The sequence below is a fragment of the Pantoea sp. SGAir0184 genome (assembly GCF_043544755.1).
The window spans coordinates 1550984-1576375 of the sequence record NZ_CP028050.1 but is presented as its reverse complement, the minus strand read 5'-3'; the positions used below and the strand labels follow the sequence as shown (position 1 = coordinate 1576375).

Annotated in this window: 22 protein-coding genes; 9 read left to right on the top strand and 13 right to left on the bottom strand. The window is 58.3% G+C overall.

The window, feature by feature from the left end:
• Positions 1-81 precede the first annotated feature (81 nt).
• Positions 82-2115: a methionine--tRNA ligase gene (gene metG / locus C1N60_RS07280; RefSeq protein ID WP_104093094.1), complete on the top strand. Its 2034-nt coding sequence runs from the start codon at positions 82-84 to the stop codon at positions 2113-2115.
• Positions 2116-2765: 650 nt separating this feature from the next.
• Here metG and C1N60_RS07275 read toward each other — a convergent pair.
• Positions 2766-3113, bottom strand: a complete 348-nt coding sequence (locus tag C1N60_RS07275; protein WP_394521585.1) for an endonuclease domain-containing protein — start codon at positions 3111-3113, stop codon at positions 2766-2768.
• 151 nt (positions 3114-3264) lie between these two features.
• On the opposite strand from C1N60_RS07275, the gene C1N60_RS07270 reads away from it, so the two are divergent.
• From C1N60_RS07270 to sanA, 5 genes are all read left to right on the top strand, one after another.
• Complete coding sequence (locus C1N60_RS07270; RefSeq protein WP_021509289.1) at positions 3265-3648, top strand: CidA/LrgA family protein; 384 nt, start codon at positions 3265-3267, stop codon at positions 3646-3648.
• On the top strand, positions 3641-4333 hold the full coding sequence (locus tag C1N60_RS07265; protein ID WP_021509288.1) for a CidB/LrgB family autolysis modulator: 693 nt from the start codon (positions 3641-3643) through the stop codon (positions 4331-4333). The genes C1N60_RS07270 and C1N60_RS07265 overlap by 8 nt, the downstream gene beginning before the upstream one ends.
• Positions 4334-4457: 124 nt before the next feature.
• Positions 4458-5354, top strand: coding sequence for a cytidine deaminase (cdd, locus tag C1N60_RS07260; RefSeq protein ID WP_125309740.1), 897 nt, complete (start codon positions 4458-4460; stop codon positions 5352-5354).
• Between the two features lie 158 nt (positions 5355-5512).
• The gene (locus C1N60_RS07255; RefSeq protein WP_058757262.1) at positions 5513-7210 is read left to right on the top strand and encodes an NAD-dependent malic enzyme; all 1698 of its coding nucleotides are present in this window, start codon (positions 5513-5515) and stop codon (positions 7208-7210) included.
• Positions 7211-7349: 139 nt separating this feature from the next.
• Positions 7350-8069: an outer membrane permeability protein SanA gene (gene sanA, locus C1N60_RS07250; RefSeq protein ID WP_104093252.1), complete on the top strand. Its 720-nt coding sequence runs from the start codon at positions 7350-7352 to the stop codon at positions 8067-8069.
• 136 nt (positions 8070-8205) lie between these two features.
• Here sanA and C1N60_RS07245 read toward each other — a convergent pair whose 3' ends face one another.
• The 8 genes from C1N60_RS07245 to C1N60_RS07210 form a co-directional block, all read right to left on the bottom strand.
• Positions 8206-9333, bottom strand: coding sequence for a DDE-type integrase/transposase/recombinase (locus C1N60_RS07245; protein ID WP_196368259.1), 1128 nt, complete (start codon positions 9331-9333; stop codon positions 8206-8208).
• A 224-nt stretch (positions 9334-9557) separates the two neighbouring features.
• Complete coding sequence (gene mglC, locus C1N60_RS07240) at positions 9558-10568, bottom strand: galactose/methyl galactoside ABC transporter permease MglC (RefSeq protein WP_021509284.1); 1011 nt, start codon at positions 10566-10568, stop codon at positions 9558-9560.
• A gap of 18 nt (positions 10569-10586) precedes the next feature.
• Positions 10587-12107, bottom strand: a complete 1521-nt coding sequence (gene mglA, locus C1N60_RS07235; protein ID WP_021509283.1) for a galactose/methyl galactoside ABC transporter ATP-binding protein MglA — start codon at positions 12105-12107, stop codon at positions 10587-10589.
• 71 nt (positions 12108-12178) lie between these two features.
• On the bottom strand, positions 12179-13174 hold the full coding sequence (gene mglB / locus C1N60_RS07230) for a galactose/glucose ABC transporter substrate-binding protein MglB (protein WP_059009180.1): 996 nt from the start codon (positions 13172-13174) through the stop codon (positions 12179-12181).
• Positions 13175-13482: 308 nt separating this feature from the next.
• On the bottom strand, positions 13483-14523 hold the full coding sequence (galS, locus tag C1N60_RS07225) for an HTH-type transcriptional regulator GalS (protein ID WP_021509281.1): 1041 nt from the start codon (positions 14521-14523) through the stop codon (positions 13483-13485).
• 141 nt (positions 14524-14664) lie between these two features.
• On the bottom strand, positions 14665-15825 hold the full coding sequence (yeiB, locus tag C1N60_RS07220; RefSeq protein WP_058757260.1) for a DUF418 domain-containing protein YeiB: 1161 nt from the start codon (positions 15823-15825) through the stop codon (positions 14665-14667).
• 54 nt (positions 15826-15879) lie between these two features.
• Positions 15880-16545, bottom strand: coding sequence for a GTP cyclohydrolase I FolE (folE, locus tag C1N60_RS07215; protein ID WP_021509279.1), 666 nt, complete (start codon positions 16543-16545; stop codon positions 15880-15882).
• A gap of 124 nt (positions 16546-16669) precedes the next feature.
• Positions 16670-17800 carry a YbfB/YjiJ family MFS transporter gene (locus tag C1N60_RS07210; protein WP_132465091.1) on the bottom strand — a complete coding sequence of 377 codons (1131 nt, stop codon included), beginning with the start codon at positions 17798-17800 and terminating at the stop codon, positions 16670-16672.
• Between the two features lie 103 nt (positions 17801-17903).
• Between C1N60_RS07210 and C1N60_RS07205 the strand changes: the two genes are divergently transcribed.
• The 3 genes from C1N60_RS07205 to fghA are packed head-to-tail and all read left to right on the top strand — an operon-like array spanning position 17904 to position 20840.
• Positions 17904-18815 (top strand): putrescine utilization regulator PtrR, encoded by a 912-nt coding sequence (locus tag C1N60_RS07205; protein WP_021509277.1) that lies wholly within the window; start codon positions 17904-17906, stop codon positions 18813-18815.
• 45 nt (positions 18816-18860) lie between these two features.
• Positions 18861-19985 (top strand): S-(hydroxymethyl)glutathione dehydrogenase/class III alcohol dehydrogenase, encoded by a 1125-nt coding sequence (locus tag C1N60_RS07200; RefSeq protein WP_021509276.1) that lies wholly within the window; start codon positions 18861-18863, stop codon positions 19983-19985.
• A 12-nt stretch (positions 19986-19997) separates the two neighbouring features.
• Positions 19998-20840 carry an S-formylglutathione hydrolase gene (gene fghA, locus C1N60_RS07195; protein WP_059009175.1) on the top strand — a complete coding sequence of 281 codons (843 nt, stop codon included), beginning with the start codon at positions 19998-20000 and terminating at the stop codon, positions 20838-20840.
• 47 nt (positions 20841-20887) lie between these two features.
• On the opposite strand, the gene C1N60_RS07190 is transcribed toward fghA, so the two are convergent.
• The 4 genes from C1N60_RS07190 to yieE all read right to left on the bottom strand — a co-directional run bounded on the left by C1N60_RS07190 (position 20888) and on the right by yieE (position 25386).
• Entirely contained in the window at positions 20888-21676 is a 789-nt protein-coding gene (locus C1N60_RS07190) for an ABC transporter ATP-binding protein (RefSeq protein ID WP_021509274.1), read from the bottom strand.
• The gene (locus tag C1N60_RS07185) at positions 21676-22755 is read right to left on the bottom strand and encodes a FecCD family ABC transporter permease (RefSeq protein ID WP_058769937.1); all 1080 of its coding nucleotides are present in this window, start codon (positions 22753-22755) and stop codon (positions 21676-21678) included. Before C1N60_RS07185 ends, C1N60_RS07190 begins: the two co-directional genes overlap by 1 nt.
• A 161-nt stretch (positions 22756-22916) precedes the next feature.
• Positions 22917-24383 (bottom strand): amino acid permease, encoded by a 1467-nt coding sequence (locus C1N60_RS07180; protein ID WP_021509272.1) that lies wholly within the window; start codon positions 24381-24383, stop codon positions 22917-22919.
• Between the two features lie 136 nt (positions 24384-24519).
• Positions 24520-25386 (bottom strand): DNA-binding transcriptional regulator YeiE, encoded by an 867-nt coding sequence (gene yieE / locus C1N60_RS07175; RefSeq protein ID WP_010617962.1) that lies wholly within the window; start codon positions 25384-25386, stop codon positions 24520-24522.
• Positions 25387-25392: the final 6 nt, after the last annotated feature.

Sequence of the window (25392 nt, the reverse complement as noted above, 5' to 3'; positions counted from 1 at the left end):
CCGAGCTGCTGTGTTTACGCCAGAGGGTGCTTCGGTTAACATCTAAGCCCGATTTTTTATTCACGGAATGCTACGCAAATTATGACTCAAGTCGCTAAAAAACTACTGGTAACGTGCGCCCTGCCGTACGCAAACGGCTCTATCCACTTAGGTCACATGCTTGAACACATTCAGGCTGACGTGTGGGTCCGTTACCAGCGAATGCGTGGCAATCAGGTGTTCTTCATCTGTGCGGACGACGCCCACGGCACGCCGATCATGCTGAAAGCCCAGCAGCTGGGTATCGCGCCGGAGCAGATGATTGCGGAAATGAAGCAGGAGCATGAGACCGATTTCGCGGGTTTCAACATCAGCTATGACAATTATCACTCCACGCACGGCGACGAAAACCGCCAGCTGTCTGAGCTGATTTACACGCGCCTGAAAGAGAACGGTTTCATTAAAAACCGCACCATTTCGCAGCTGTACGATCCGGAAAAAGGCATGTTCCTGCCTGACCGCTTCGTCAAAGGCACCTGTCCGAAATGTAAATCGCCCGATCAGTACGGCGATAACTGCGAAGTGTGCGGCGCGACTTACAGCCCGACCGAGCTGATTGAGCCGAAATCGGTGGTGTCAGGTGCGACGCCGGTGATGCGCGATTCTGAACACTTCTTCTTCGATCTGCCGTCCTTCAGCGCGATGCTGCAGGCGTGGACGCGCTCCGGCGCGCTGCAGGAGCAGGTGGCGAACAAGATGCAGGAATGGTTTGAAGCCGGTTTGCAACAGTGGGATATCTCCCGCGATGCGCCGTACTTCGGCTTCGAGATCCCTGGCGCGCCGGGCAAATACTTCTACGTCTGGCTGGATGCGCCAATCGGCTATATGGGGTCGTTCAAGAACCTGTGCGACAAACGCGGCGACATCGATTTCGACGAGTTCTGGAAGAAAGATTCCAGCACCGAGCTGTATCACTTCATCGGCAAAGACATCGTCTATTTCCACAGCCTGTTCTGGCCAGCGATGCTGGAAGGCAGCAATTTCCGCAAGCCGACCAACCTGTTTGTGCATGGTTATGTCACGGTGAACGGCGCGAAGATGTCGAAATCGCGTGGTACCTTCATCAAAGCCAGCACCTGGCTGCAGCATCTCGATGCCGACAGCCTGCGCTACTACTACGCGGCCAAGCTCTCTTCGCGCATCGACGATATTGACCTTAATCTGGAAGATTTCGTCCAGCGCGTGAACGCTGACATCGTTAATAAAGTGGTGAACCTCGCCTCACGCAACGCCGGCTTTATCACCAAACGCTTTAACGGCCAGCTGGCAAGCGAACTGGCAGATCCGGCGCTGTATCAGACCTTTGTTGATGCGTCAGAGAAGATCGGTGAAGCCTGGGCCAGCCGCGAATACAACCGTGCGATCCGCGAGATCATGGCGCTGGCCGACCTGGCCAACCGCTACGTTGACGAGCAGGCACCGTGGGTGGTGGCGAAACAGGAAGGCCGCGATGCCGACCTGCAGGCGATTTGCTCTATGGGTATCAACCTGTTCCGCGTGCTGATGACCTGGCTGAAGCCGGTGCTGCCGTCGCTGAGCGAGCGCACAGAAGCCTTCCTGCAAAGCGAACTGAACTGGGATGGCATTGCGCAGCCGCTGCTCAACCACAGCGTAGCGCCGTTTAAAGCGCTGTATGGTCGTATTGAGATGGCAAAAGTGGAGGCGCTGATTGCGGCTTCGAAAGAGGACGCAGCAGCGGCGAACCAGCCGGCGGCAAGCGGTCCGCTGGCCGATGCACCAATTGGCGAGACCATCACCATTGATGACTTCGCCAAAGTCGACATGCGCGTAGCGCTGATCGAGCAGGCTGAGCTGGTAGAAGGTTCCGATAAGCTACTGCGTCTGCAGCTGGATCTGGGTGGCGAGAAGCGCCAGATTTTCTCGGGCATTCGCGCCGCTTATCCGGATCCGTCGGTGCTGGTGGGCAAGATGACCATCATCGTCGCTAACCTGGCGCCGCGCAAAATGCGTTTCGGCGTGTCCGAAGGCATGGTGCTGTCTGCCGGCCCTGGCGGCAAAGATCTGTTTGTGCTGTCAGTGGATAGCGGTGCCCAGCCGGGTATGCCGGTTAAGTAAGGGTTGGTGCGCTCTGGCCCTCACCCTAACCCTCTCCCGCCTGCGGGAGAGGGAACCGCTGAGTGCGGGGGTTGGGTTCAGAGCCAGACTTGCACATAGCAAAACCCCGCGCAAGACTACCCCCTCTCCCGCCTGCGGGAGAGGGCTGGGGTGAGGGGAAAACCGCACCGCGCTTATCGCGCCAACATCAGACAGCGATAAATCTCCGCCATTACCGCCTCAAATTCATTAAACTCCTGATGATTCCAGAAGCGCAGCTTTGTGCTGACAGTGGATAGCGGTGCCCAGCCGGGTATGCCGGTGAAGTAAAGGTCAGTGCGCGCTGCCCCTCACCCTAACCCTCTCCCGCTTACGGGAGAGGGAACCGTTAAGTGCGGGGTTTGGGTTCAGAGCCAGGCCTGCACATAGCAAAACCCCGCACAAGACTACCCCTCTCCCGCGTGCGGGAGAGGGAACTGCTGAGTGCGGGGTTTGGGTTTAGAGCCAGGCATGCACCTCGTTCGCTTGACTCACTCTCCCGCATTAAAAAGGGCCGAACAGCGCACGTTGTCACCCATGTATCAAACCTGCACATAGCAAAACCCCGCACAAGGCTACCCCCTCTCCCGCCTGCGGGAGAGGGCCGGGGTGAGGGGAAAACCGCACCGCACTCATTGCGCCAGCATCAGACAGCGATAAATCTCCGCCATCACCACCTCAAACTCATTAAATACCTGATGATTCCAGAAGCGAATTACGCGCCAGCCGCAGCGCTGTAAATACGCCGTGCGCCGGGCATCGTAAGCCTGATCTTCAGGCGTATTGTGCTGTCCACCATCCAGTTCCACGATCAGCGATTGCTCAACGCAGGCAAAATCAACGATGTACCCTCCAACTGGATGCTGGCGGCGAAACTTCGCGCCACACACATTTCGGTTGCGTAAATAGCGCCATAGTTTTTGCTCCGCTTGCGGCATCGCCTTTCGCAGCGCGCGCTGCGGTTGGACGGTGTGGTTCATCGCTGCTCCTTCGCTCTGGCCACCAGCTTACGCCGCTTTACTCAGCTTCAAAGCAGAGGTGTTGAAATCCTGAATCTGCATTCCAGTGTGATCGCTAGCACGCTAAGCGCTTAATGCGTATGATGAAGCGCCACGAAAACAGGAGCCTGACATGCCCACCGTGCTATCTGCCTGCTGGCGCTATCTGCGCGCCTTTGCCATCGTCTATGCCGCGCTGTACGCCGGCAACGGCCTTGCTGCCTTGCTGCCATTTACCATTCCTGGCAGCATCCTTGGCATGCTGTTGCTGTTTGCCCTGCTGGCGCTGCAGATTATCCCGGTAACGTGGGTGAAACCCGGCTGTCAGCTGTTGATCCGCTACATGGCGCTGCTGTTTGTACCGATCAGCGTTGGCGTGATGGGCTACACCGATATCCTCAGCGCACAGTTTGGCCCGATTGTCGTCTCCTGTATGGTCAGCACCCTGCTGGTGTTGCTGATTGTCGGCCTGAGCGCCGAGCGCCTGCAGCGTCCGAAGGAGTCCGGCCATGAGTGACGCCTGGTGGTCACTGCCACTTACTGTGGTGGCGTATCTGCTGGCACGCCGTCTGGCAGCCAGAATCAACCTCTCCATCGTGAATCCGCTGCTGGTGGCCATGGCGATCATTATTCCACTGCTGCTGCTGACGCACCTGCCCTACGCGCGCTATTTTGCTGGCAGCGCGCTGCTTAATCAGCTGCTACAGCCCGCCGTGGTGGCGCTGGCGCTGCCGTTGTATGAGCAAATGCACCAGATTCGCGCGCGCTGGAAAACCATCATCAGCGTCTGTTTTATCGGCAGCATTACCGCCATGGTGTCCGGCACGGCGATCGCGCTGTGGATGGGGGCGACGCCGGAAATCGCAGCCACCATCCTGCCGAAGTCGGTGACCACGCCCATCGCCATGGCAGTGTCGGGCTCGCTACACGGTATTCCCGCCATCAGCGCCATTTGCGTGTTGATTGCTGGCGTGCTGGGCGCGGTGTTTGGTCACATGCTGCTGAATCTGTTTAAAGTGCGCAGCAAGTCATCACGCGGGCTGGCGATTGGCAACGCGTCACATGCGCTCGGCACCGCGCGCGCCGCGGAGATTGACTATCAGGAAGGCGCCTTCAGTTCACTGGCGCTGGTAATCTGCGGCATCATCACCTCGTTACTGGCGCCTTTCATTTTTCCTTTGCTGATGCGCTTACTGGGGTAAAACTTGCGAGAGATCTCGCAAAGTTGAAACAAGCCAATCAGCTTGCATTGTCATAGCGACATGGATCACATATAAACCTTGAGGCGGCGCTCCGCCGCTGACGAGTTAATGAGGCCATAACATCATGCATGCACGATTCACTTCCGCTTTCTCTGCCCTGCCCGCTGCGCTGCAGAGCGCGCTTCAGCCGCTGCTGGACGCTGCTGAATTTCATGGCGTGCTGCGACCGCAGGAAGTGGCTCAGCTGCAACAGGCAACCGGTCTGGATGATGATGCGCTGGCACTCGCACTGCTGCCGATTGCCGCCTGTTGTGCCGTGGCACCGGTTTCGCACTTTAACGTGGGCGCTATTGCGCGCGGCATCAGTGGCCACTGGTATTTCGGTGCCAACATGGAGTTTTTACATGCGCCGCTGCAGCAAACGGTCCACGCCGAGCAGAGCGCAGTCACGCATGCCTGGCTGCGGGGCGAAGCGCAGCTGGCGACCATTACCGTCAACTACACGCCGTGCGGGCACTGCCGCCAGTTTATGAATGAACTGAATAGCGGTACGGCGATTCGCATCAGCCTGCCGGGCCGCGCGGTCAGCACGCTGGCCGACTATTTACCGGATGCCTTTGGCCCGGCCGATCTCAATATCAGCGAACGGCTGCTGACGCCGGTCGACCACGGTTTCCTGCCGCAGGGCGATGCGCTGCAGCAGGCCGCGATTGATGCCGCCAGCCGCAGCCATGCACCTTATAGCCAGAGTTATAGCGGCGTGGCGTTGCAGAGCCGCAGCGGCCAGATTTACACCGGGCGCTATGCCGAAAATGCCGCCTTTAACCCGAGCCTGCCGCCATTACAGGCCGCGCTGATTCTGATGAACATGCACAACGAAGCGCTGGAAGAGATTCAGCAGGCAGTGCTGGCAGAAAGCGCCGACGCCACGCTGAGCCAGTTTGATGCCACCCGCACCACCCTCGCCGCGCTCGGCTGCAGCAATTTCTCAGTTACTTTAGTTTCGAAACCAACAGTTTAGTGATCCTTTTACCGCTTTTGTGACCTTCTATTAACAAAAGCTGTACATCTGCAGGAATTTTCATAGGATCGGGCGCCAGAACTTCACAATAAACGGGTCTGGCGTTACCTTCTTGCTGGCGACACGTCAGAAAACACTGCAACCGGAGCAAACACTGCATGGAACTCGAGTACGAAAGTAAACGTCCGCTGTATATTCCTTACGCGGGTCCGATCCTGCTGGAATTTCCGCTGTTGAACAAAGGCAGCGCCTTCTCGCTGGAAGAACGTAACGAATTTAACCTCAATGGCCTGCTGCCAGACGCCGTAGAAACCATCGAAGAGCAGGCCGAGCGCGCCTGGCGTCAGTTCCTGGACTTCAAAAACAATAACGACAAGCACGTCTACCTGCGCAACATCCAGGACACCAACGAAACGCTATTCTATCGCCTGCTGGACAACCACCTGGAAGAGATGATGCCGATCATCTACACCCCAACGGTTGGCGCGGCGTGCGAGCACTTCTCTGAAATTTACCGTCGCGCGCGCGGGGTGTTTATCTCCTACAACAACCGCGACCGCATTGAAGACATGCTGCAAAACGCCACCAAGCAGAATGTCAAAGTCATCGTAGTCACCGACGGCGAGCGTATTCTCGGCCTCGGCGACCTGGGCATTGGCGGCATGGGCATTCCTATCGGTAAGCTGTCGCTGTACACCGCGTGCGGCGGCATCAGCCCGGCCTACACCCTGCCGGTGGTGCTGGATGTCGGTACCAATAATCAGCAACTGCTGAACGATCCGCTCTACATGGGCTGGCGCCATCCGCGCATCACCGGCGAAGAGTATGAAGCCTTCGTTGATGAATTCATTCAGGCGGTGAAGCGCCGCTGGCCAAACGTGCTGCTGCAGTTTGAAGATTTCGCGCAGAAAAACGCCATGCCGCTGCTGGAGCGTTACCGCGATGAGATTTGCTGCTTCAATGATGATATTCAGGGCACGGCCGCTGTCACGGTGGGCACGCTGATCGCCGCCAGCCGCGCCGCAGGCAGCCGTCTGTGCGAGCAGAAAGTGGTGTTCCTCGGTGCCGGTTCCGCCGGCTGCGGTATTGCCGAGCAGATCGTCGCACAGATGAAATCCGAAGGCCTGAGCGATGATGAAGCGCGCGCGCGCGTGATGATGGTAGACCGTTTCGGCCTGCTCACTGACAAATTGCCTAACCTGCTCGATTTCCAGAGCAAGCTGGTGCAGAAGAGCGACAATCTGAAAGACTGGGACGTCACCAGCGATTCGATTTCACTGCTCGACGTAGTGCGCAATGCCCAGCCGGATATCCTGATTGGCGTTTCCGGCCAGCCGGGACTGTTCACCGAAGAGATCATTCGCGAGATGCACAAGCACTGCAAACGCCCGATCGTGATGCCGCTCTCGAACCCGACCTCACGCGTGGAAGCAACGCCGGCAGATATCATCGCCTGGACCGACGGTGACGCGCTGGTCGCCACCGGCAGCCCGTTTGCACCGGTCACCTGGAAAGGCAAAACCTACCCGATTGCCCAGTGCAACAACTCCTATATCTTCCCGGGTATCGGTCTCGGCGTGATCGCTGCCGGGGCTACCCGCGTAACGGATTCGATGCTGATGACCGCCAGCCGCGCGCTGGCTGACTGCTCACCGCTGGTTAACGACGGTGAAGGTCCGGTGCTGCCAGAGATTAAGGACATCCAGGGCGTCTCCAAAGTGATCGCCATGGAAGTGGGCAAAGCGGCGCAGCTGGCGGGCGTGGCGGTGGTCACCTCCGAGGACGTGCTGTCGAAAGCCATCAACAACAACTTCTGGCTGCCGCAGTATCGTCACTACCGCCGTACCTCGATTTAATTGCAGACCGACGCTGCCGCACGCTTCAGGTGCGGCAGCGCTTAAAAAAACGCCAGCCGACCGGCGCGAACTTGCTTAGCCGTGCCGCCTCAAGTAGCCTTGACCCATCTGAATTTTCGTCAACCGAGTGCCCGTGCGCATACTTAAACGCGTTTTCTTTGGTCTGTTTATCATCATCTTACTGGTGATGGCGACCGCGCTCGGCCTCGATCGCTGGATTAGCTGGCGAACCGCGCCGTTTATTTATGAAGATGTCGCTTCGCTGCCGCATCGCCAGGTCGGCGTGGTGCTGGGCACCGCCAAGTATTACCGCACCGGCGTCATCAATCAGTATTACCTGTATCGCATTCAGGGCGCGCTCAACGCTTACAACAGCGGCAAGGTAAATTATCTGCTGCTGAGCGGCGATAATGCGCTGCAGAGCTACAACGAGCCGATGACCATGCGACGCGATTTAATCAAAGCCGGCGTCGATCCCTCGGACATCGTGCTGGATTATGCCGGTTTCCGTACGCTGGATTCGATTGTGCGCACACGCAAAGTCTTCGACACCAACGACTTCATCATCATTACCCAGCGCTTCCACTGCGAACGCGCGCTGTATATCGCCCAGCATCTGGGCATTCAGGCGCAGTGCTACGCCGTGCCGTCGCCCAAGAATATGCTGTCGGTGCGGTTCCGCGAGGTGGGTGCGCGCCTCGGTGCGCTGGCGGATCTCTATCTGATGAAGCGCGAGCCGCGTTTCCTTGGCCCGCTGGTGCCGATTCCGGCGGTGCATGAAGTGCCGGAAGATGCGCAGAGCTACCCGGCGGTCACACCGGAACAGTTGCTTGAGCTGGAAGAGAAGCTGCGGAAATAATCGGCGAGAGGCCAGCAGCCGGATCTGACGTTGGCGAGTTAAGCAGGATCGCGGCGATGCTGCCGGTGCGCATCAAGGTACGACCGGGCACATGGGTAACAGATCAGACCGGGCACACAGGTAACACTTTTTGTGGTCAGTCGATCCGGATAATACGCTTTTCTGCCCGGTCATAATACGCAAGGATGAGCCTGTCGAAGAGGATGACGTCAATGCCGTCGTCCACTTCCAGGAACCGCACGTACTCGCCCCGTAACGCTGCGCTCAGGAAGGTCCGCCCGTTCAGCCTCAGGTCGCCTTTTTCACCGACTTTGTACAGCTTCGCCCCCTCCGGATAACCCACCTCCGGCACTTTTCCGTTCCATTTCCGCGGTGAAGGCGTCCATATTTTTGCGGGCGGCTGCTGCCCGTGCGCCTCATGCGGCTTTTCCTGATTGAACTCGTTCCGCCATCCGCTGCACCACGCCTGCTGCTCTGGCAGCGAGCCAAAGACGTCGTGATGGCTCATGGCGACCTTCAGCGACCGGTGCATCCGCTCGTGGCGGGCGTTCTGCCCCGGACAGCCCGGCGCGGTTCTTTCCGGCTGTATCCCCAGTTTTATCAGCCACACGCTCAGCTGCGTCAGCGCGAGGATGCCCGGCGCAACGAAGGGCGAGCCGTTGTCGGTGCGGATAACGTCGGGCAGCCCGCCTTCTAGGAAGGCCTTTTCCATGCAGCCGCGCACGAACACCGTGGTCTCCGACGTGCCCGGCTCGCAGGACAGCAGGTAGCGGCTGTGGTTATCGGTGAGCGTGAAGGGGCGGCACCAGCTGCCGTCTTTCAGGCGGAAGCGCCCTTTAAAATCAGCGCTCCAGACGTGGTTATTCCTCACGGGTGTCGTGAGACTGCGCAGGTTGCCCGGCGTTCGCTTACGCGGCGTCCGCGGCTGCACCATTCCCGCCGCCTTCAGCAGGTCGCCGATGGTGCTGGCGGCGGGCACGATGAAGTCAGCGCCGTTGCTGAGGAACCAGTGGCGGATTTTTTTTGGCCCCCAGTCGGGGTGCTGCTGGCGGAACTGAACAAGGCGCGCGGCGATGTCGGGGGCGATTTTATCGGGCTGGAGATGGCGGGCGCGGGAGAGATTTTCAAGCGAGGAGAGCTCGCCGGGGTTAAAGCGGCTGAGCCACTTGTAGCCGGTTTTGCGGCTGATGCCGTGGCGGTGACACAGCTGCGTCATGGATTCCCCGCCTGCCTGGCAGGCGAGGATGAATTCAAGGCGTTGCATGGTAACAGTCTCAGTCCAGGGCATAGTGAGTCTCCTCTGCTATGCCGTTTATAACTGTTACCCATGTGCCCGGTCTAAAGTGTTACCCATGTGGCCGGTTTGTACCTCAATGCGCACCCTACAAAATAGCGGCCATCCCTGCAAGTCTCACCGCTATCCTTATTGTGCAATAAAAACAAAAAGGGCCGCGTTGCCGCAGCCCTGATGGTTGACCTTGTTCTCTGCTATTTCTTACGCGCGTATTTCAGCGAATCAAGCGCCACGGCGAAGATGATGATGCCGCCCTTGATGATGTACTGCCAGTATGGGTTCACGCCGATGTAGGTCAGACCGTAGTTGATGACGGTGAAGATGATCACACCGGTCACCACACCCGCGACGGTACCTACCCCGCCAGCGAACGACACGCCGCCCACCACGCAGGCCGCAATCGCATCCAGCTCATACATAAAGCCGAGGTTGTTAGTGGCGCTGCCGATACGGCCCGCTTCCAGCATCCCGCCGAAGGCATAGAACACGCCGGACAGCGCATACACCAGGATCAGGTTAAGCGGAACGTTAACACCAGAGACTTTCGCCGCTTCCGGGTTACCGCCGATAGCAAAGATGTTTTTGCCGAAGCGGGTTTTGTTCCACAGGATCCAGACGAACACGATGGCGATAATCGCATAGAAGGTGATGAACGACAGCTTGAAGTCGCCGAAGCGCAGGAAGCCCTGGGCAAACTTCGAGAAGCCAGCGTCAAAACCGGCAATCGGTGAAGCGCCCACGAAGTCGTAGTACAGCGAGTTGATGCCGTAAACGATGATCATGGTGCCCAGCGTGGTGATAAACGGCGTCACCTTCAGGTAAGCGATGATCACGCCGTTAACCAGGCCAATTACGCCACCGATGATGCACACGGTCAGAATCACCAGCGGAATCGGCACGGTTTCCAGATGCGGGAACACCTTGTTGGCGTTATCCATCGACTGCAGCAGCGTTGCCGCCACCACCGCCGCCAGACCCACCTGGCGCCCTGCCGACAGGTCGGTGCCCTGGGTCACGATCAGACCGGCTACGCCGAGTGCGATAATAATACGGACCGATGACTGAGTCAGAATGTTACTCAGGTTCATCAGGCTTAAAAAGGTCGGATCCTGGAAAATAATAATCGCCAGCAGTACCAACAGGACAACATAAATGCCGCCCTCTTTTAACCAGGTTAGCGCATTCTTTTTAGTAGTCGCTTTCATGTTAAAGCCCTTGCTTCATTAAAGGTGTAATGACGCTAAACGCAGGATTTCATTCTGCGAGGTCGTTTTAGTATCGACAATGCCCGCTACCTGACCATTACTCATTACTAAAATACGGTCGGTAATGCCCAGTAGCTCTGGCATTTCAGAAGAGATAATAATGATGCCCTTTTCTTTTTTCGCCAGCTCCGAGATCAGCTGATAAATCTCGAATTTAGCGCCGACGTCAATACCGCGCGTCGGTTCATCAAGCATCAGTATTTCCGGCTGCGTCAATAACCAGCGACCAATAATGACTTTTTGCTGATTACCGCCGGAGAGCGATCCAATTTGGGTATGATGGCCGGGTGTTTTCACCCGCATGGCATCAATGACCCACTGGGTATCGCTTTTCATGCGTTTATTATCCAGCAGACCCATACTGGATTTATATTTCTTAATATTAGAAATGAGCGAGTTAAAACCAATATCCAGGTAGGCATAAATCCCGGTGGAACGCCGCTCTTCCGTTACCAGCGCAAAACCATGGTTGATGGCTTCGTTGGCGCTGTGGTTATTAATCGCTTTACCGTGCAGTTTAATGGTGCCGCCCGACTTCTCACGGATACCAAATAAGGTTTCCACAATGTCAGTACGCTTGGCGCCCACCAGGCCGGCAATCCCGAGAATCTCGCCTTTGTGCAGGTCAAACGAGATATCACGGATCGATGGCTGGCGCAGCGAGGTCAGGTTGCGCACCTCAAGAATCACTTCACCCGGCACGTTAGTTTTGTCCGGGAAGCGCTGGTTGAGCGAACGGCCGACCATCATGGCGATGATCTTGTCCATGTCCAGCCCTTCCAGCGGCTGAGTGGCAATCCACTGGCCGTCACGCAGAATGGTGATCTCATCGCACAGCTGGAAAATCTCTTCCATTTTATGCGAAATATAAACAATACCGCAGCCGCGATCTTTCAGCTTACGGATAATGGTGAACAGGTGGTTAACTTCTTTTTCGGTCAGCGATGATGTGGGCTCATCCATAATGACGATTTTCGCGTCATAGGAAAACGCCTTGGCGATTTCAATCATCTGCATTTGTGATACTGAAAGCGTCGCGACTTTATCGCGCGGATCGATATCAATATCTAATTCATCAAAGATCGCTTTGGTATCACGATACATTTTATCCTGATCGACAAACGGACCTTTGCGCGGATAGCGCCCCAGCCACATGTTGTCCATTACGTTGCGCTGCAGCACCAGATTTAATTCCTGATGCACCATTGAAACGCCATTTTCCAGCGCCTCTTTGGAGGATTTGTAATCTATTTCCTCACCCTGAAACAGGATGCTCCCCGTATCCTTTTTATAAATCCCAAACAGGCATTTTAATAAAGTGGATTTGCCGGCGCCGTTTTCACCCATTAAGGCATGGACGGAGTGCGGCCGCACTTTTAAATTCACATTATCTAAGGCTTTCACCCCTGGAAATGATTTCGAGACATTCGTCATCTCCAGCAGATATTCTCGCTGTGTGGTCGGATTCTCACTGGCCATAATTTACCTGGCTAAAAAAAGCGTTGGTCAGATGCAATAAGGCGCGGCAGAAAAGCCGCGCCCGGGACGAATTACTTCACAAACTGCGACAGGTTTTCTTTATCAACCGGTACGTACGGTACGCGTACTACTTTGCCATCCATCTTGAAGTTGGTACCAGCGGTTGGCTCTTTGCCATTGGCCAGGTTGTTAGCAATGTCCAGCGTGGCTTTCGCCTGGTTTTCCGCATCGTTCAGCACGGTACCGGCCATCGCACCGGATTTCACCAGCGCCAGCGCTTCTGGCAGGGCGTCAACACCAAATACCGGAATGCTGGTTTTGTTGTGCGCCTTCAGCGCTTCAACCGCACCCATCGCCATTGCATCGTTGTTCGCGATGATCACTTCAATTTTGTTGGCGTTCGGGCCAGACAGCCAGGCGTCCACTTTGTCTTTCGCCTGCGCGGTATCCCACATTGCGGTATCCATCGCCAGCTGCTGGGTTTTGATGCCGTCTTTGTTCAGGGTTTCGATAACGTATTTGGTACGCGCTTCAGCATCCGGATGGCCCGGTTCACCTTTCAGCAGCACGAACTGAATCTGACCGTCTTTGTTCAGATCCCAGGCTGGCGTGGCTTTCCAGTGTTTCTCGATCAGCTCACCCTGCTTGATGCCGGACTCTTTGGAGTCGGTACCGACATAGTAAGCTTTGTCGTAGCTGGCCAGCACTTTCGCGTTAGGCTCTTTGTTGAAGAACACCACCGGCACGTCGTTCGCGCGCGCTTTGTCGATCACCACTGCCGCAGCAGCCGGATCCACCAGGTTGATGGCCAGCGCTTTCACGCCTTTCGCCATCAGCACGTCAATCTGATCGTTCTGTTTGGATTGGTCGTTCTGTGAGTCGTTCATCAGCAGCTGAATGCCGCCAACGGCTTTCGCCTCTTTTTCGATGTCTTTGCGCACCATCGACATGAAGTTGTCATCATATTTATAAATTGTCACGCCAATGCGGGTATCGGCGGCGTGCGCAGTTGCACCAAACATCATGCTGGCAACCAGTGCTGTGAGCGTGAAAACCTTCTTATTCATGGTATCTCCGGTTTTTTTATGCAGGGTATTTCATCGCGCCGTATTGCCTGCGGGCAGACAGCGCAGTCGGTTGAAACGCTATTTTTTATGGGGCAGGCGCTGCTACCAAGCCGGACCACCATCGCTATCCTGACTTCCCTGTAGGTAAACGCTTCCTGAAGTGTGTTGTGAACCATTTCAATCGGCTACTGAAACCAGACCGGGGAAGGAAAGCCCGGCGTTACATAATGTTTCAGTCCGGTAAGACGCTGCCATCATAGTGAGCGCCATGTTAATTAACTGTGAATACAATCACAGATTGGAAACGGTTACACGGCGCTATCGCCTGAATTAGTGACCGACTCCACAATTTGCCGCTGCGCCACCGAATGGCGCCGCACCAGTGTAGGCATGAAGCAGTGCGCGGCGTGCGGATCGAGCGTGCCTGCTGCGCCCTGCAGGGCCAGCTCAGTCGCCAGTTTCGCCATAGAAACAATGGGATAGCGCACCGTGGTCAGTTGCGGGTCGGTGTAACGGGAAATGGGGATGTCATCGAAGCCGATGACAGAGAAATGCTGCGGCACCTGAATACCGTTATCTTTCAGCGCGGTGAGCGCACCGGCCGCCATGCCATCGTTATAGGAGAACACCGCAGTGAGGTGCAGATTGCGCCCCAGCAGTTCCACCATCGCGGCTTCACCGCCCTGCATGTCCGGTTCGGCATGCGCAATCCAGCCCTCCGGCGGGCGGATGCCCTGCTCCGCCAGCGCCTGCAGCCAGCCATCGCGGCGCTGCGCCACGTCCTCAATCGGATGGCTGGAGCTGAGGTAACCAATGCGCTGATGGCCCTGCTGTAACAGCATGCGCGTCGCTACCTGCGCCCCGGTAACATTGTCGAGGCAGACGCAGCGGTGCTCATATCCCGGAATAGTACGATTAATCAGGACCATACCGGGAACCTGGTCCATAAACCGGGCCAGTTCCGCGTCTGTAAGCGTTTTCGCGTGCACCACCAGCGCGTTGCAGCGCTGGCGAATCAGCACCTCAATGGCATGGCGCTCTTTCTCTTCCTGATGCCACGAATTGCTGATGAGCACATGCTTGTGCATGCGCTGCGCCACGGTATCCACCGCTTTAACCAGCGCACCAAAGAAGGGATCGGAAACGTCCATGACTACCACGCCGATGGTATCGCTCACCTGGGTAGCCAGCGCCTGCGCGTTAGCATTCGGCCGGTAGCCGAGCGATTCAACCGCCTGCAGCACGGCTTCGCGGGTATCAGAGGTGACTGCACTGCTGTTATTGAGCACCCGCGACACGGTGGCAACGGAAACCCCGGCCTGACGGGCGACATCACGAATCGTTATCATGCAGTTGTTCCACAGAGGAGAAAAGGCGCGACTGGCGCGTAACGGCGCTATTCTGTCAGGGCATCGGAAACAGCTGCGTGAATTACGTCACACAGATGAAAACGGTTACATACAATTATGCAACCTTTGTGATGAACATCATTATCTGCCGGCGGACGCGTTATCCGCTTTTCCGGCGGCGAGCTGCGTCAGTCGGCGCCAGAGCCACTCCATCGGTCCCTGCGGGAAGACGCGCAGCCACAGCACGGAGAACAGAATATTGACCAGCCAGATGGCCGGTACAAAAGCCAGTAGCTGCAGGCGGTCAAATTTGAGGAACAGATCGAAGCGGTAGAACAGCGTGGTGCAGATCAGCGTCTGCAGCAGATAATTGCTCAGCGCCATGCGCCCGACGCACTGAATGGCGTAACTGAACCGCGTGGCGGCGATGGCCGGCCAGTAACCGAGACAGAGTGCAGCGTAGCCAAGGCTGATAAACGGACTGGCGAGATCGCGTGGTACCTGCAGGAAAAAGCCGCTCCAGCGAAATTCCCACTGCAGCAGCCACTGCGCCAGCACGCCGGGTATGGCAATCAGCCAGCCGATGGTCAGTAACAGCGCCGCCGCGCGTCGGTAGTGTTGCAGACTAAACTGGCCGCTCAGCCAGCCGCTGCGCATCAGCGCGGCACCGATCAGCATCAGCCCGGCCAGCTGCCAGCCATACTGCGAAGCCAGCGCCATCAGGCCGGATGACAGGTGTTCGAGGCGATTCTGCACCGCTTCCCAGCCACCGACCAGTTTCCAGTAGCTCTCATACTCCAGATCTGCCGCGCCCGGCAGCCACGAACGCGTCGGCTGCGGACTGGAGATGACGCCAAACACCAGCAGCACGGCACAGCCCACCAGATAGAGCAGCACGCCGGTATGTAATAGCGCCCGCTCCGACGGCACGTCACGCAGCATGCGCCAGACAATCAACCCAATCAGGCCATAATCCAGCAGGATGTCGCCTTCCCACAGGAACACCGCGTGGATGAACCCGATGAAGACCAGCAGCGTTAAGCGTGAGGAGATCCAGCGGCTGCCGCGCGGCACCTGCAGTGCCAGTCCGGCACCAAACAGCAGCGCAAACAGCGTCAGGAATTTTAGCTGCGCCAGGCCATCCATGATTGCCCAGGTCCAGGCATCAGAAACGGAGGCTTCACCCTGCCAGGCCGGATTGAGATAGGCCGCCGAGGGCAGACCAAAGCCGACGATATTCAGCAGCAATATGCCGAGAATGGCGCAACCACGAATGAAATCCAGCGCGAGATAGCGTTGCATCGAGTGCCCTGACGGTGAGAGGAACACGGGCGACAACGACGCCGCCCGCGCTGCTTAGCTGTGGCGTACCGCGCGCAGGAACTCCTGACGCGTGTTCTGGCTCGATTTGAACAATCCGCCGAGTGAAGTGGTGGTGGTCGCGCTGGTCGCATCTTTGACGCCGCGCGCTTTCACGCAGTAGTGCACCGCATCGATCGACACCGCCACGTTATTGGTGCCCAGCAGGGTTTGCAGCGCCACCAGCACCTGCTGGGTTAAACGCTCCTGCACCTGCGGACGCTGGGCGAAGAACTGTACGATACGGTTGATCTTCGACAGGCCAATCACCTTGTCTTTAGGGATATAGGCCACGGTGGCTTTGCCGTCGATGATCACGAAGTGGTGTTCACAGGTGCTGGTCAGGGTGATATCACGCACGGTGACCATTTCGTCCACCTTCATCTTGTTTTCGATGACGGTGATTTTCGGGAAGTTAGCGTAATCCAGACCTGAAAAGATTTCGTCGACGTACATCTTGGCGATGCGGTGCGGCGTCTCCATCAGGCTGTCGTCTTCCAGGTCCAGATTCAGCAGCTGCATAATCTGGGTCATGTGGCCGGCGATCTCGCGCTTGCGTGACGCGTCGTCCATGTCGCGCACCGGGGCGCGTAATGGCGTTTCCAGGCCACGCGCCAGCAGTGCTTCGTGAACCAGGGCGGCTTCCTGACTTAAGGTGCTCATCGTACTCTTCTCCGGCAGGTGATGCGCCCGCAGGTCTGCGCCTGCGGGGGAAATTCTGAGCGCGTATTGTGAAACACAATGCGCGCTTAATCCAGCAATCAATCCGATTGGAAATGAAAGCGTTTCAGGTGGGCGATCGCCGCATCACCAGCGCCCCCGCCAGCAGCAAACCACCGCCGGCCACCCACAGCGCCGGATCGAGCCGGTGCCACAGCAGGCTGGAAATCCAGGACAGCAGCGGCCCACCGAGCTGTCCGATGGCATAACCGGTCGTGAGCAGGCCGGCGAGATAGCGCGCGTGGTGCGGCGCCAGCTCCCGGCTGTACTGCAGCGACAGCTGCACCACGCAGAGAAAGCCGCCGCCAATCAGCAGCGCCGCCAGCAACAGACCGTTGATGCCCGGCAGTACGATGGCGGCGATCACGCCCAGCGCCTGCGCCCACAGCACCAGCGCCAGCCGCCGATGGCTGCTGCCCCAGTGGCGCGTCACGATCCCCAGCACGATGCCGATCACCGCCGCCCCGCCAAACACCGGCCAGACAAACTGCGCAAAAGCGCTATCAGGGAAGCGCGCCGCCGCCATTTGCGACAGGAAGGTGGCGGGCAGAATATAGCCAAAGCCAGCGAGGCTGTAGCTGAGGATCAGGCGCTTCAGGTCACGCGTCAGCAGCAGCGGTGCGGCGGCCTGTTGCGGACGATGCAGCTGTCCGCTGCGCGGCAGGAAACGCGCAATCGCGGCAATTAGCAGAAGCGCCAGCACACCATATGCCGCCCAGGCAAACGCCGCGCTCACGCCGCTGGCGTGCAGCAGTACCGCCAGCATGCCGCTGATGAAGATGCCGGTGCCGGGACCGGCAAACACCGCTGCCGACAGGCCCGGCCGGCCGTGATGCAGCAGTTGCTCATTGCTCCATGCTGCCACCAGCACCATTGCCCAGCCGCTGGCGACGCCGATCAGAAAACGCACCACCGCATGCAGCCACGGCCCGCTGATACAGGCGGACAGCAACGTCAGCGCGACGGCACCCCAGACACCCAGCTGCAGCCGCCACTCCACGCGCCGCTGCGCGCGCATCGCGTCAAACGATCCGGCCAGATAACCGAGATAGTTCAGCGCCGCGACCAGGCTGGCGCTGGCGAGCGTGAGCTGACCGTCGTGAATCATCAGCGGCACCTGCGGGGTAAAGGCAAATCGCCCAATCCCCATTGCAACCACTAAACTTAAAAACGCGCTAAGCGCGACTCGCCACGCCATTCTGACTCCGGATCGATTGGATTATCACTTGTCAGCAGCATGCATGACGTTTAGACTCACGAAAAGTGAATAATATTAACCAAGTTGTTTACGAGAAGAGAATATGGATTTAGTACAGCTCCGCATGTTCTGTTCCGTGGCCGAAACCGGCTCACTGGCGCGCGCCGCTGAAATGCTGCATCGCGTGCCGTCTAATCTCACCACGCGACTGCGACAGCTGGAAGAAGAAATCGGCGTCGATCTGTTTATTCGTGAGAAGCAGCGCATTCGTTTGTCGCCGATGGGCCACAATTTCCTCAATTATGCGCAGCGCATTCTGGCATTGAGCGACGAGGCGCTGAACATGGCGCGCGCCGGTGAACCCGGTGGTAACTTTGCCTTCGGTTCGATGGAGAGCACCGCCGCCACCCGCCTGCCGGGATTGCTGGCCGCCTATCATCAGCGCTTCCCCAACGTCGCGCTGTCGCTGGTGACCGGCACCTCAGGCGATATCATCGATAAAGTGCGCGCCGGCACGCTGGCGGCGGCGCTGGTGGACGGTCCGGCCAGTCATGATGACCTGAATGGCTGCATCGCCTTTCGTGAAGAGATGGTGCTGATCACCAGCCTCGAACACGCGCCGATTCTCAGCGCCCGCGATACGCAGGGTGATACGCTGTTTGCCTTTGGCAACAGCTGCTCGTACCGCACCCGGCTGGAGTCCTGGTATCGCGACAGCCAGAGCGCACCGCACAGCGTTATGGAGATTCAGTCTTATCACGCCATGGTCGCCTGCGTAGCCGGTGGCGGCGGCGTGGCGATGATTCCCGCCTCGGTGCTGGCGCAGATGCCGGCCCGCGCGCGCGTGCAGCAGCACAGCCTGCCGCCGACCTGGCGCGACACGGCCACCTGGCTGATGTGGCGCCGCGACGCCTTTACGCCCAACGTTGAGGCGCTGAAGTATCTGATTATTGAAATGTTTGATGACCGCCCGCTCAACGATGAACTGCTGCATCCGCTGCAGGCCGCTGAGTAAGCGTTATTTTTTATCCAATCACGACATCACAGGAAGAGGGATTGCATGAACATGATTAAAACCCGCGCGGCCGTGGCCTGGGCTGCTGGCGAACCGCTGAAGATTGAAGAAGTGGATCTGATGCCGCCACAGAAAGGGGAAGTGCTGGTGCGTATCGTTGCCACCGGCGTGTGCCATACCGATGCTTACACCCTGTCAGGTAAAGATCCGGAAGGCGTATTCCCGGCGATCCTCGGTCACGAAGGTGGCGGCGTGGTTGAAGCGGTGGGCGAAGGCGTTACCAGCGTAGCGGTCGGCGATCACGTGATCCCGCTGTACACGCCAGAGTGCGGCAAGTGTAAATTCTGTCTCTCCGGCAAAACCAACCTGTGTCAGGCAATCCGCACCACGCAGGGCAAAGGGCTGATGCCCGACGGCACCACCCGCTTCTTCAAAGACGGCAAGCCAATCTTCCATTACATGGGCACCTCGACCTTCTCTGAGTACACCGTCGTACCGGAAATCTCCCTGGCGAAAATCAGCAAAGAAGCGCCGCTGGAAGAAGTGTGCCTGCTTGGCTGTGGCGTGACCACCGGCATGGGCGCGGTGATGAATACCGCCAAAGTGAAAGAAGGCGACACCGTGGCGATTTTCGGCCTCGGCGGTATTGGCCTGTCGGCGATCATTGGGGCGAAAATGGCGAAGGCCGGTCGCATCATCGGTATTGATATCAATACCAGCAAGTTTGACCTGGCGCGCAAACTGGGCGCAACCGACTTGGTTAATCCGAAAGATTTTGCTAAGCCAATTCAGGAGGTTATCGTCGAGATGACCGACGGCGGCGTGGACTTCTCGTTTGAGTGTATCGGTAACGTCAACGTGATGCGTTCCGCGCTGGAGTGCTGCCATAAAGGCTGGGGCGAATCAGTGATTATTGGCGTTGCCGGTGCCGGCGAAGAGATATCTACCCGACCATTCCAGCTGGTTACCGGTCGCGTATGGCGCGGGTCGGCGTTTGGCGGCGTGAAAGGACGCACTCAGCTGCCGGGCATCGTGCAGGATTACCTCGACGGTAAGTTTGCGCTGAATGATTTCATCACCCACACCATGCCGCTGGAAGAGATCAACGAGGCATTTGAGCTGATGCATGAAGGCAAATCGATCCGTTCCGTGGTGCATTTTAATAAATAAGCAGGAGGCGACATGGCATCCACTCTGGAGCTGCTGGAAGAACACCGTATTTTTGGCGGCTGGCAGCAGCGCTGGCGTCATCAGTCGGCCGTGCTCAACTGCCCGATGACGTTCAGCATTTTTCTGCCACCGCCGCGCGACGACGCGCCACCGCCGGTGGTGTGGTTTCTCGCCGGGTTGACCTGCAACGATGAGAACTTCACCACCAAAGCCGGTGCGCAGCGCGTGGCGGCCGAACTCGGTCTGGTGCTGATTATGCCGGACACCAGCCCGCGCGGCGATGCAGTGGCCAATGACAGCGGGTACGATCTGGGCCAGGGTGCCGGGTTTTATCTCAACGCCACGCAGCAACCGTGGGCGGCACATTATCGCATGTTCGATTATCTCAGCGAGGAGCTGCCGGCGCTGGTGGCGGATAACTTCAAGCTGAGCGATCGCCAGTCGGTAATGGGACATTCGATGGGCGGCCACGGCGCGCTGGTGCTGGCGCTGCGCCTCGGCGGGCGCTTTGCGTCGGCGTCCGCGTTTGCGCCAATCGTCAACCCGACCGAAGTGCCGTGGGGACAGAAAGCCTTTGCCGCCTATCTGGGCGACGATCGCCAGACGTGGCGCGAGTGGGATAGCTGCCTGCTGATGCAGAACGCTGAACATCGCCTGCCGGTGCTGATCGATCAGGGCGATAGCGATCAGTTCCTCGCCGATCAGCTACGCCCGGAGCGGCTGGAAGCGCTGGCGCGCGAGCAGAACTTCCCGCTGGAGCTGCGTATCCAGCCGGGTTATGACCACAGCTACTTCTTTATCGCCAGCTTTGTGGAGGACCATCTGCGGTTCCACGCGCAGCATTTACTGGCGTAGTGCACTTCTCTGCCCCTCTGATGCTGAGGGGCAGAACGTGTCTGGCGTCAGGCCAGTGATTCCGCCACCAGCCCATCAATCATCACCTGCGGCATGCCCTGTGAGCAGTGCTCAATGCGGCCGCGCACGCCATACACCTGCGCCAGCGTCTCCGGCGTAATCACCTGCGACGGCACACCGTCGGCCAGCAGTTGCCCCTGCTTCAGCATCAGCGCGTGATCGGCATGACGCAGCGCGATATTGATGTCATGCACCACCACCACCGTCACCATGTTGCGCAGCCGGGTTTCGCGCCGCACCAAATCCATCACGTGGAACTGATAATTCAAATCCAGCGCGCTGAGCGGTTCATCCAGCAGCAGCAGTTCCGGACGGCGAATCAGCGACTGCGCCAGCCCGACCAGCTGCTTCTGGCCACCGGACAGCTGATCGAGATAACGCATCGCCAGATGGGCAATGCCCAGCTGCTCCAGCAGGTGCATGATCTCCGCTTCACTGGCGGCGCTGTGTAATCCGCCGGAGGCACGCTGCGCCACGATGATCGACTCCAGCACGTGCAGATGCACACCGGCTGGCAGGGTCTGCGGCAGATAGACCACGCGCTGCGCGCGCCGGGCAAACGGCTGGCTCATCAGCTCTTCACCGTTGAGCCACAGCTCGCCCTGCCCTTTGCTCAGACCGGCCAGCGCGCGCAGCAGCGTCGATTTGCCGCAGCCGTTGGGCCCCAGCAGCACGGTGATTTTGCCGCGTGGCAGTTGCGTGACATTGAGATCGTCGATGACGTTCCGCTTCGGGTAACCGGCGTAAAAGTGGCTGACGCGTAAGCCCTGCTCCATCACACTGTCCCCCGATGCCGCAGAATAATGCTGAGAAAGAACGGCACGCCCACCAGCGAGGTGACGATACCGACCGGAATGATGACGCCGGGAATGAGGTTTTTCGAGGCCACCGACGCCAGCGACAGCACCAGCGCGCCGGTCAGCGCACTGGCCGGCAGATAGTAGCGGTGATCTTCACCAAACATCATGCGCGCTATGTGCGGCGCGACCAGGCCGATAAAGCCGATCGGGCCGACGAATGCCACCGCCAGCGCCGAGAGAATGCTGATGCGCAACAGCGTCGCCAGCCGCAGACGCCGCACATCAATGCCGAAGCTCACCGCGCGATCTTCACCAAGGCGCAACGCCGTGAGTTTCCAGCTGCTGAGCATCGAGAACGGCAGCAGGATGGCAAAGGCGGCGCTCAGCACGCCCAGTTTTTCCCATGAAGCACGCGCCAGACTGCCCATGGTCCAGAACACCAGGCCCTGCAGCGTATCTTCGCTGGCGATGAACTGCATCATCGAAACCAGGGCGTTAAAGGTGAACACCAGCGCGATGCCAAACAGCACCACGCCGGAAGTTGAGACTTTGGTCCAGCGCGTGATGCCATCCAGCATCAGCGCGGCAAACAAGGCGAAGACAAAGGCATTGGCGGAGATCAGCCACTGGTCCGGCACGCCGGGAATACCAATGCCGAGAATGATCGCCAGCGCGGCACCAAACGCCGCTGCCGACGAGACGCCGAGCGTAAACGGGCTGGCCAGCGGGTTATTGAGGATGGTCTGCATTTCAGCACCGGCGAGGCCGAGTGAGAAGCCGACCACCACCGCCATTAGCGCATACGGCAGACGGATGTCCCAGACGATCACGCGCGTGCCAGCATCCACCGCTGCGGGATGGAGCAGCGTTTGCCACAGCGTATTGAGCGTCAGGCCGGCCGGGCCAAGGGTGAAATCGAGGATAACTGAAGCGAGGATCGCCAGCACCAGCACACCAATCAGCAGCAGTCGCTGACGCAGAACCTGACGATAACGGGTCAGGGTATCGGCTTCGGTGCCATGTTCCGCCACCAGCGCGGAGTCCGTACTACGCATTGTTCTACCTGTTTCCTGTCGCCTTATAACGGCTGCCACAATAGAGCAGGTGATAATAATTATCAATGCTGTCTCTGTAACAAAGCCCGAATGGTTTGCGCCAGGTTTGCATAGTGTAATAGTTCGCAAAAAAAACGCGGCCGGGGCCGCGTTGTCAGGCATTACTGCTTAAAGGAGGGGAATTCCATCTCGCTGTATTTCACGAAGCGGGTGCCGCGCGTCAGCTTATAGCCCAGCCAGATCACCAGGAACAGCGGAATGCCGATATAGGTTGCGGCTACGCCGTACCAGTCGATGCGATCGGCGAGGAATGCCTGATAATTCTGCCCCAGCGTAATGATCAGACACAGCGCGAACGCAAACATCGGACCCAGCGGGAAGAAGCCGGAGCGGTAAGGCAGATCGGCCAGATTCAGCCCCTGCGCCACATAGCCGCGGCGGAAGCGATAATGGCTGATAGCAATGCCGAGCCAGGCGATAAAGCCGGTCATCCCTGACGTATTCAGCAGCCACAGGTACACTTCCTGATTGCCAAATTTCGAGGTCAGGAAGCACAGCGCTGCCACCACCGTGGTCGCCAGCAGGGCATTGCGCGGTACGCCGCCTTTCGACAGCTTCGCAAAAATGCGCGGTGCCTTGCCTTCCTGCGCCAGGTTAAACAGCATACGCGTTGAGGCGTACATGCCGGAGTTACCCGCCGACAGCACCGCCGTCAGGATCACCGCGTTCATCACCGCCGCTGCGGACAGCAGACCGGCATTCTGGAACACCAGCGTGAACGGGCTGACGCTGATATCGGTGACATCGTTATGCAGCAGCTGTGGATCGGTATACGGCAGAATCAGGCTGATGATCAGGATCGCGAACACATAGAACAGCAGAATACGCCAGAACACCTGGCGCACCGCGCGCGGGATATTCTTCGCCGGGTCTTCTGATTCACCGGCGGCAATCCCGATCAGTTCGGTGCCCTGGAAGGAGAAACCGACAATCATCGCCACGCCAATCATCGCCGCAAACCCGCCGGCAAACGGCGCATCTCCCACCGTCCAGTTGTGCCAGCCAGCATTTTCCGCGCCGCGCAGGATGCCGGTAATCATCAGCACACCGACCACAATAAAGATGATGACGGTGGCGACTTTGATCAGCGAGAACCAGTATTCCGCCTCGCCGAAGCCTTTGACCGAAATGTAGTTGAGCAGGAACATCAGACCGAGGAACAGCGCGCTCCAGATCCAGCCTGGCGTGTCCGGGAACCAGTAGTTCATCACCAGCTGTGAGGCGACGAGGTCAACAGCGATGGTCACCGCCCAGTTGTACCAGTAGTTCCAGCCCAGCGCGAAGCCAAAGCCCTCTTCGACATATTTGGCGCCGTAGGTGGCAAAGGAACCGGAGACCGGCATAAACGCCGCCAGTTCGCCGAGGCTGGTCATCAGGAAGTAGACCATCAGGCCGATCAGCGCGTAGGAGAGTAACGCACCGCCAGGACCCGCCTGAGAGATAGTGGCACCCGAGGCGACAAACAGGCCGGTGCCGATAGAACCGCCAATGGCGATCATGGTGAGATGGCGCGCTTTTAATTCACGGCGCAGCCCAGGTTGTTGTGTTGTTTTTGAGTCATTATGCATGTGTAAACGCTATGCTGGATAAAAATAAGGCGCGATTGTAGCAGCAAAGCCTGCACTGTATAGCATTCGCCTCGGGTTATTAGTTACCTTCATAATCGGCCGGGAATTATTAGCCACAGCACAGGGCAGACCGCGGCTATTCCCGGCAATAGGCGAGGAAGCGGCTCAGCGCTTTCGACAGATGTTTCTGCCGGTGATGGATGCGATACAGGGTACGCGTCAGGCGCGGCAGGGGCACCGGCACTTCCGTCAGCGTGCCCGCCTCCAGCAAATCGGCAATCACCCGACGCGATAAGCAGCTGATGCCCATGCCGTGGCGCACCGCGTGTTTAATCGCCTCCGAATTGCCTAATTCCATCCCCAGCTGAAACTGCGGCAGGTGCGACAGCAGCAGGTAATCGACAATCTCACGCGTACCGGAACCGCGCTCGCGCAGGATCCACGGCGCAGCGGCCAGCGTCTCCAGCGTCACCGGCTGCTGTAACAGCGGCGCATCCGGCGCGGCGAACACCACCAGTTCATCTTCCAGCCACGGTTCGCTGATGATATCCGGCTCATGGCACGGCCCTTCAATCAGGCCAATGTCGACGCGAAAATCGGCCACCGCATTGATGGCGTCCTGGCTGTTGCCAACGCTCAGCTCCAGCGGCAGCGTGGGAAAATCGCGGCGATACGCGGCGATCATCCCCGGCAGCAGATAGTTGCCGATGGTGCTGCTGGCAAACAGGCGAATTGCTCCGTTGTCCTCTTTAAACAGCTGTTCGATCTCAATCGCCTGCTCCAGCAGCCCGACCGCACGCGGATAGAGCAGCCGGCCGTGCTCGTTGAGCACCAGCCGTTTGCCGACGCGGTCAAACAGCTGTACGCCGAGCTGACTTTCCAGATCGGCCAGGGCCGCGCTGACCGCCGACTGCGACAGCGCCAGCACCTGCGAGGCCTGAGTGGTGGAGCCGCTTTTCAGCACCTCGGTAAACACTTCAATCTGACGCAGCGTAATGTGCATGCGTGC

What these genes read in the sequence shown, in the direction of transcription:
- folE (WP_021509279.1), bottom strand. Translation starts at nt 16,545, where the DNA reads ATGAGCACCTTAAGTCAGGAAGCCGCCCTGGTTCACGAAGCACTGCTG.
- C1N60_RS07245 (WP_196368259.1), bottom strand. Translation starts at nt 9,333, where the DNA reads ATGCAACGCCTTGAATTCATCCTCGCCTGCCAGGCAGGCGGGGAATCC.
- cdd (WP_125309740.1), top strand. Translation starts at nt 4,458, where the DNA reads ATGCATGCACGATTCACTTCCGCTTTCTCTGCCCTGCCCGCTGCGCTG.
- C1N60_RS07265 (WP_021509288.1), top strand. Translation starts at nt 3,641, where the DNA reads ATGAGTGACGCCTGGTGGTCACTGCCACTTACTGTGGTGGCGTATCTG.
- C1N60_RS07200 (WP_021509276.1), top strand. Translation starts at nt 18,861, where the DNA reads ATGAACATGATTAAAACCCGCGCGGCCGTGGCCTGGGCTGCTGGCGAA.
- mglC (WP_021509284.1), bottom strand. Translation starts at nt 10,568, where the DNA reads ATGAAAGCGACTACTAAAAAGAATGCGCTAACCTGGTTAAAAGAGGGC.
- galS (WP_021509281.1), bottom strand. Translation starts at nt 14,523, where the DNA reads ATGATAACGATTCGTGATGTCGCCCGTCAGGCCGGGGTTTCCGTTGCC.
- C1N60_RS07190 (WP_021509274.1), bottom strand. Translation starts at nt 21,676, where the DNA reads ATGGAGCAGGGCTTACGCGTCAGCCACTTTTACGCCGGTTACCCGAAG.
- C1N60_RS07275 (WP_394521585.1), bottom strand. Translation starts at nt 3,113, where the DNA reads ATGAACCACACCGTCCAACCGCAGCGCGCGCTGCGAAAGGCGATGCCG.
- metG (WP_104093094.1), top strand. Translation starts at nt 82, where the DNA reads ATGACTCAAGTCGCTAAAAAACTACTGGTAACGTGCGCCCTGCCGTAC.
- C1N60_RS07255 (WP_058757262.1), top strand. Translation starts at nt 5,513, where the DNA reads ATGGAACTCGAGTACGAAAGTAAACGTCCGCTGTATATTCCTTACGCG.
- mglA (WP_021509283.1), bottom strand. Translation starts at nt 12,107, where the DNA reads ATGGCCAGTGAGAATCCGACCACACAGCGAGAATATCTGCTGGAGATG.
- yieE (WP_010617962.1), bottom strand. Translation starts at nt 25,386, where the DNA reads ATGCACATTACGCTGCGTCAGATTGAAGTGTTTACCGAGGTGCTGAAA.
- C1N60_RS07185 (WP_058769937.1), bottom strand. Translation starts at nt 22,755, where the DNA reads ATGCGTAGTACGGACTCCGCGCTGGTGGCGGAACATGGCACCGAAGCC.
- yeiB (WP_058757260.1), bottom strand. Translation starts at nt 15,825, where the DNA reads ATGCAACGCTATCTCGCGCTGGATTTCATTCGTGGTTGCGCCATTCTC.
- C1N60_RS07180 (WP_021509272.1), bottom strand. Translation starts at nt 24,383, where the DNA reads ATGCATAATGACTCAAAAACAACACAACAACCTGGGCTGCGCCGTGAA.
- mglB (WP_059009180.1), bottom strand. Translation starts at nt 13,174, where the DNA reads ATGAATAAGAAGGTTTTCACGCTCACAGCACTGGTTGCCAGCATGATG.
- fghA (WP_059009175.1), top strand. Translation starts at nt 19,998, where the DNA reads ATGGCATCCACTCTGGAGCTGCTGGAAGAACACCGTATTTTTGGCGGC.
- C1N60_RS07270 (WP_021509289.1), top strand. Translation starts at nt 3,265, where the DNA reads ATGCCCACCGTGCTATCTGCCTGCTGGCGCTATCTGCGCGCCTTTGCC.
- C1N60_RS07205 (WP_021509277.1), top strand. Translation starts at nt 17,904, where the DNA reads ATGGATTTAGTACAGCTCCGCATGTTCTGTTCCGTGGCCGAAACCGGC.
- C1N60_RS07210 (WP_132465091.1), bottom strand. Translation starts at nt 17,800, where the DNA reads ATGGCGTGGCGAGTCGCGCTTAGCGCGTTTTTAAGTTTAGTGGTTGCA.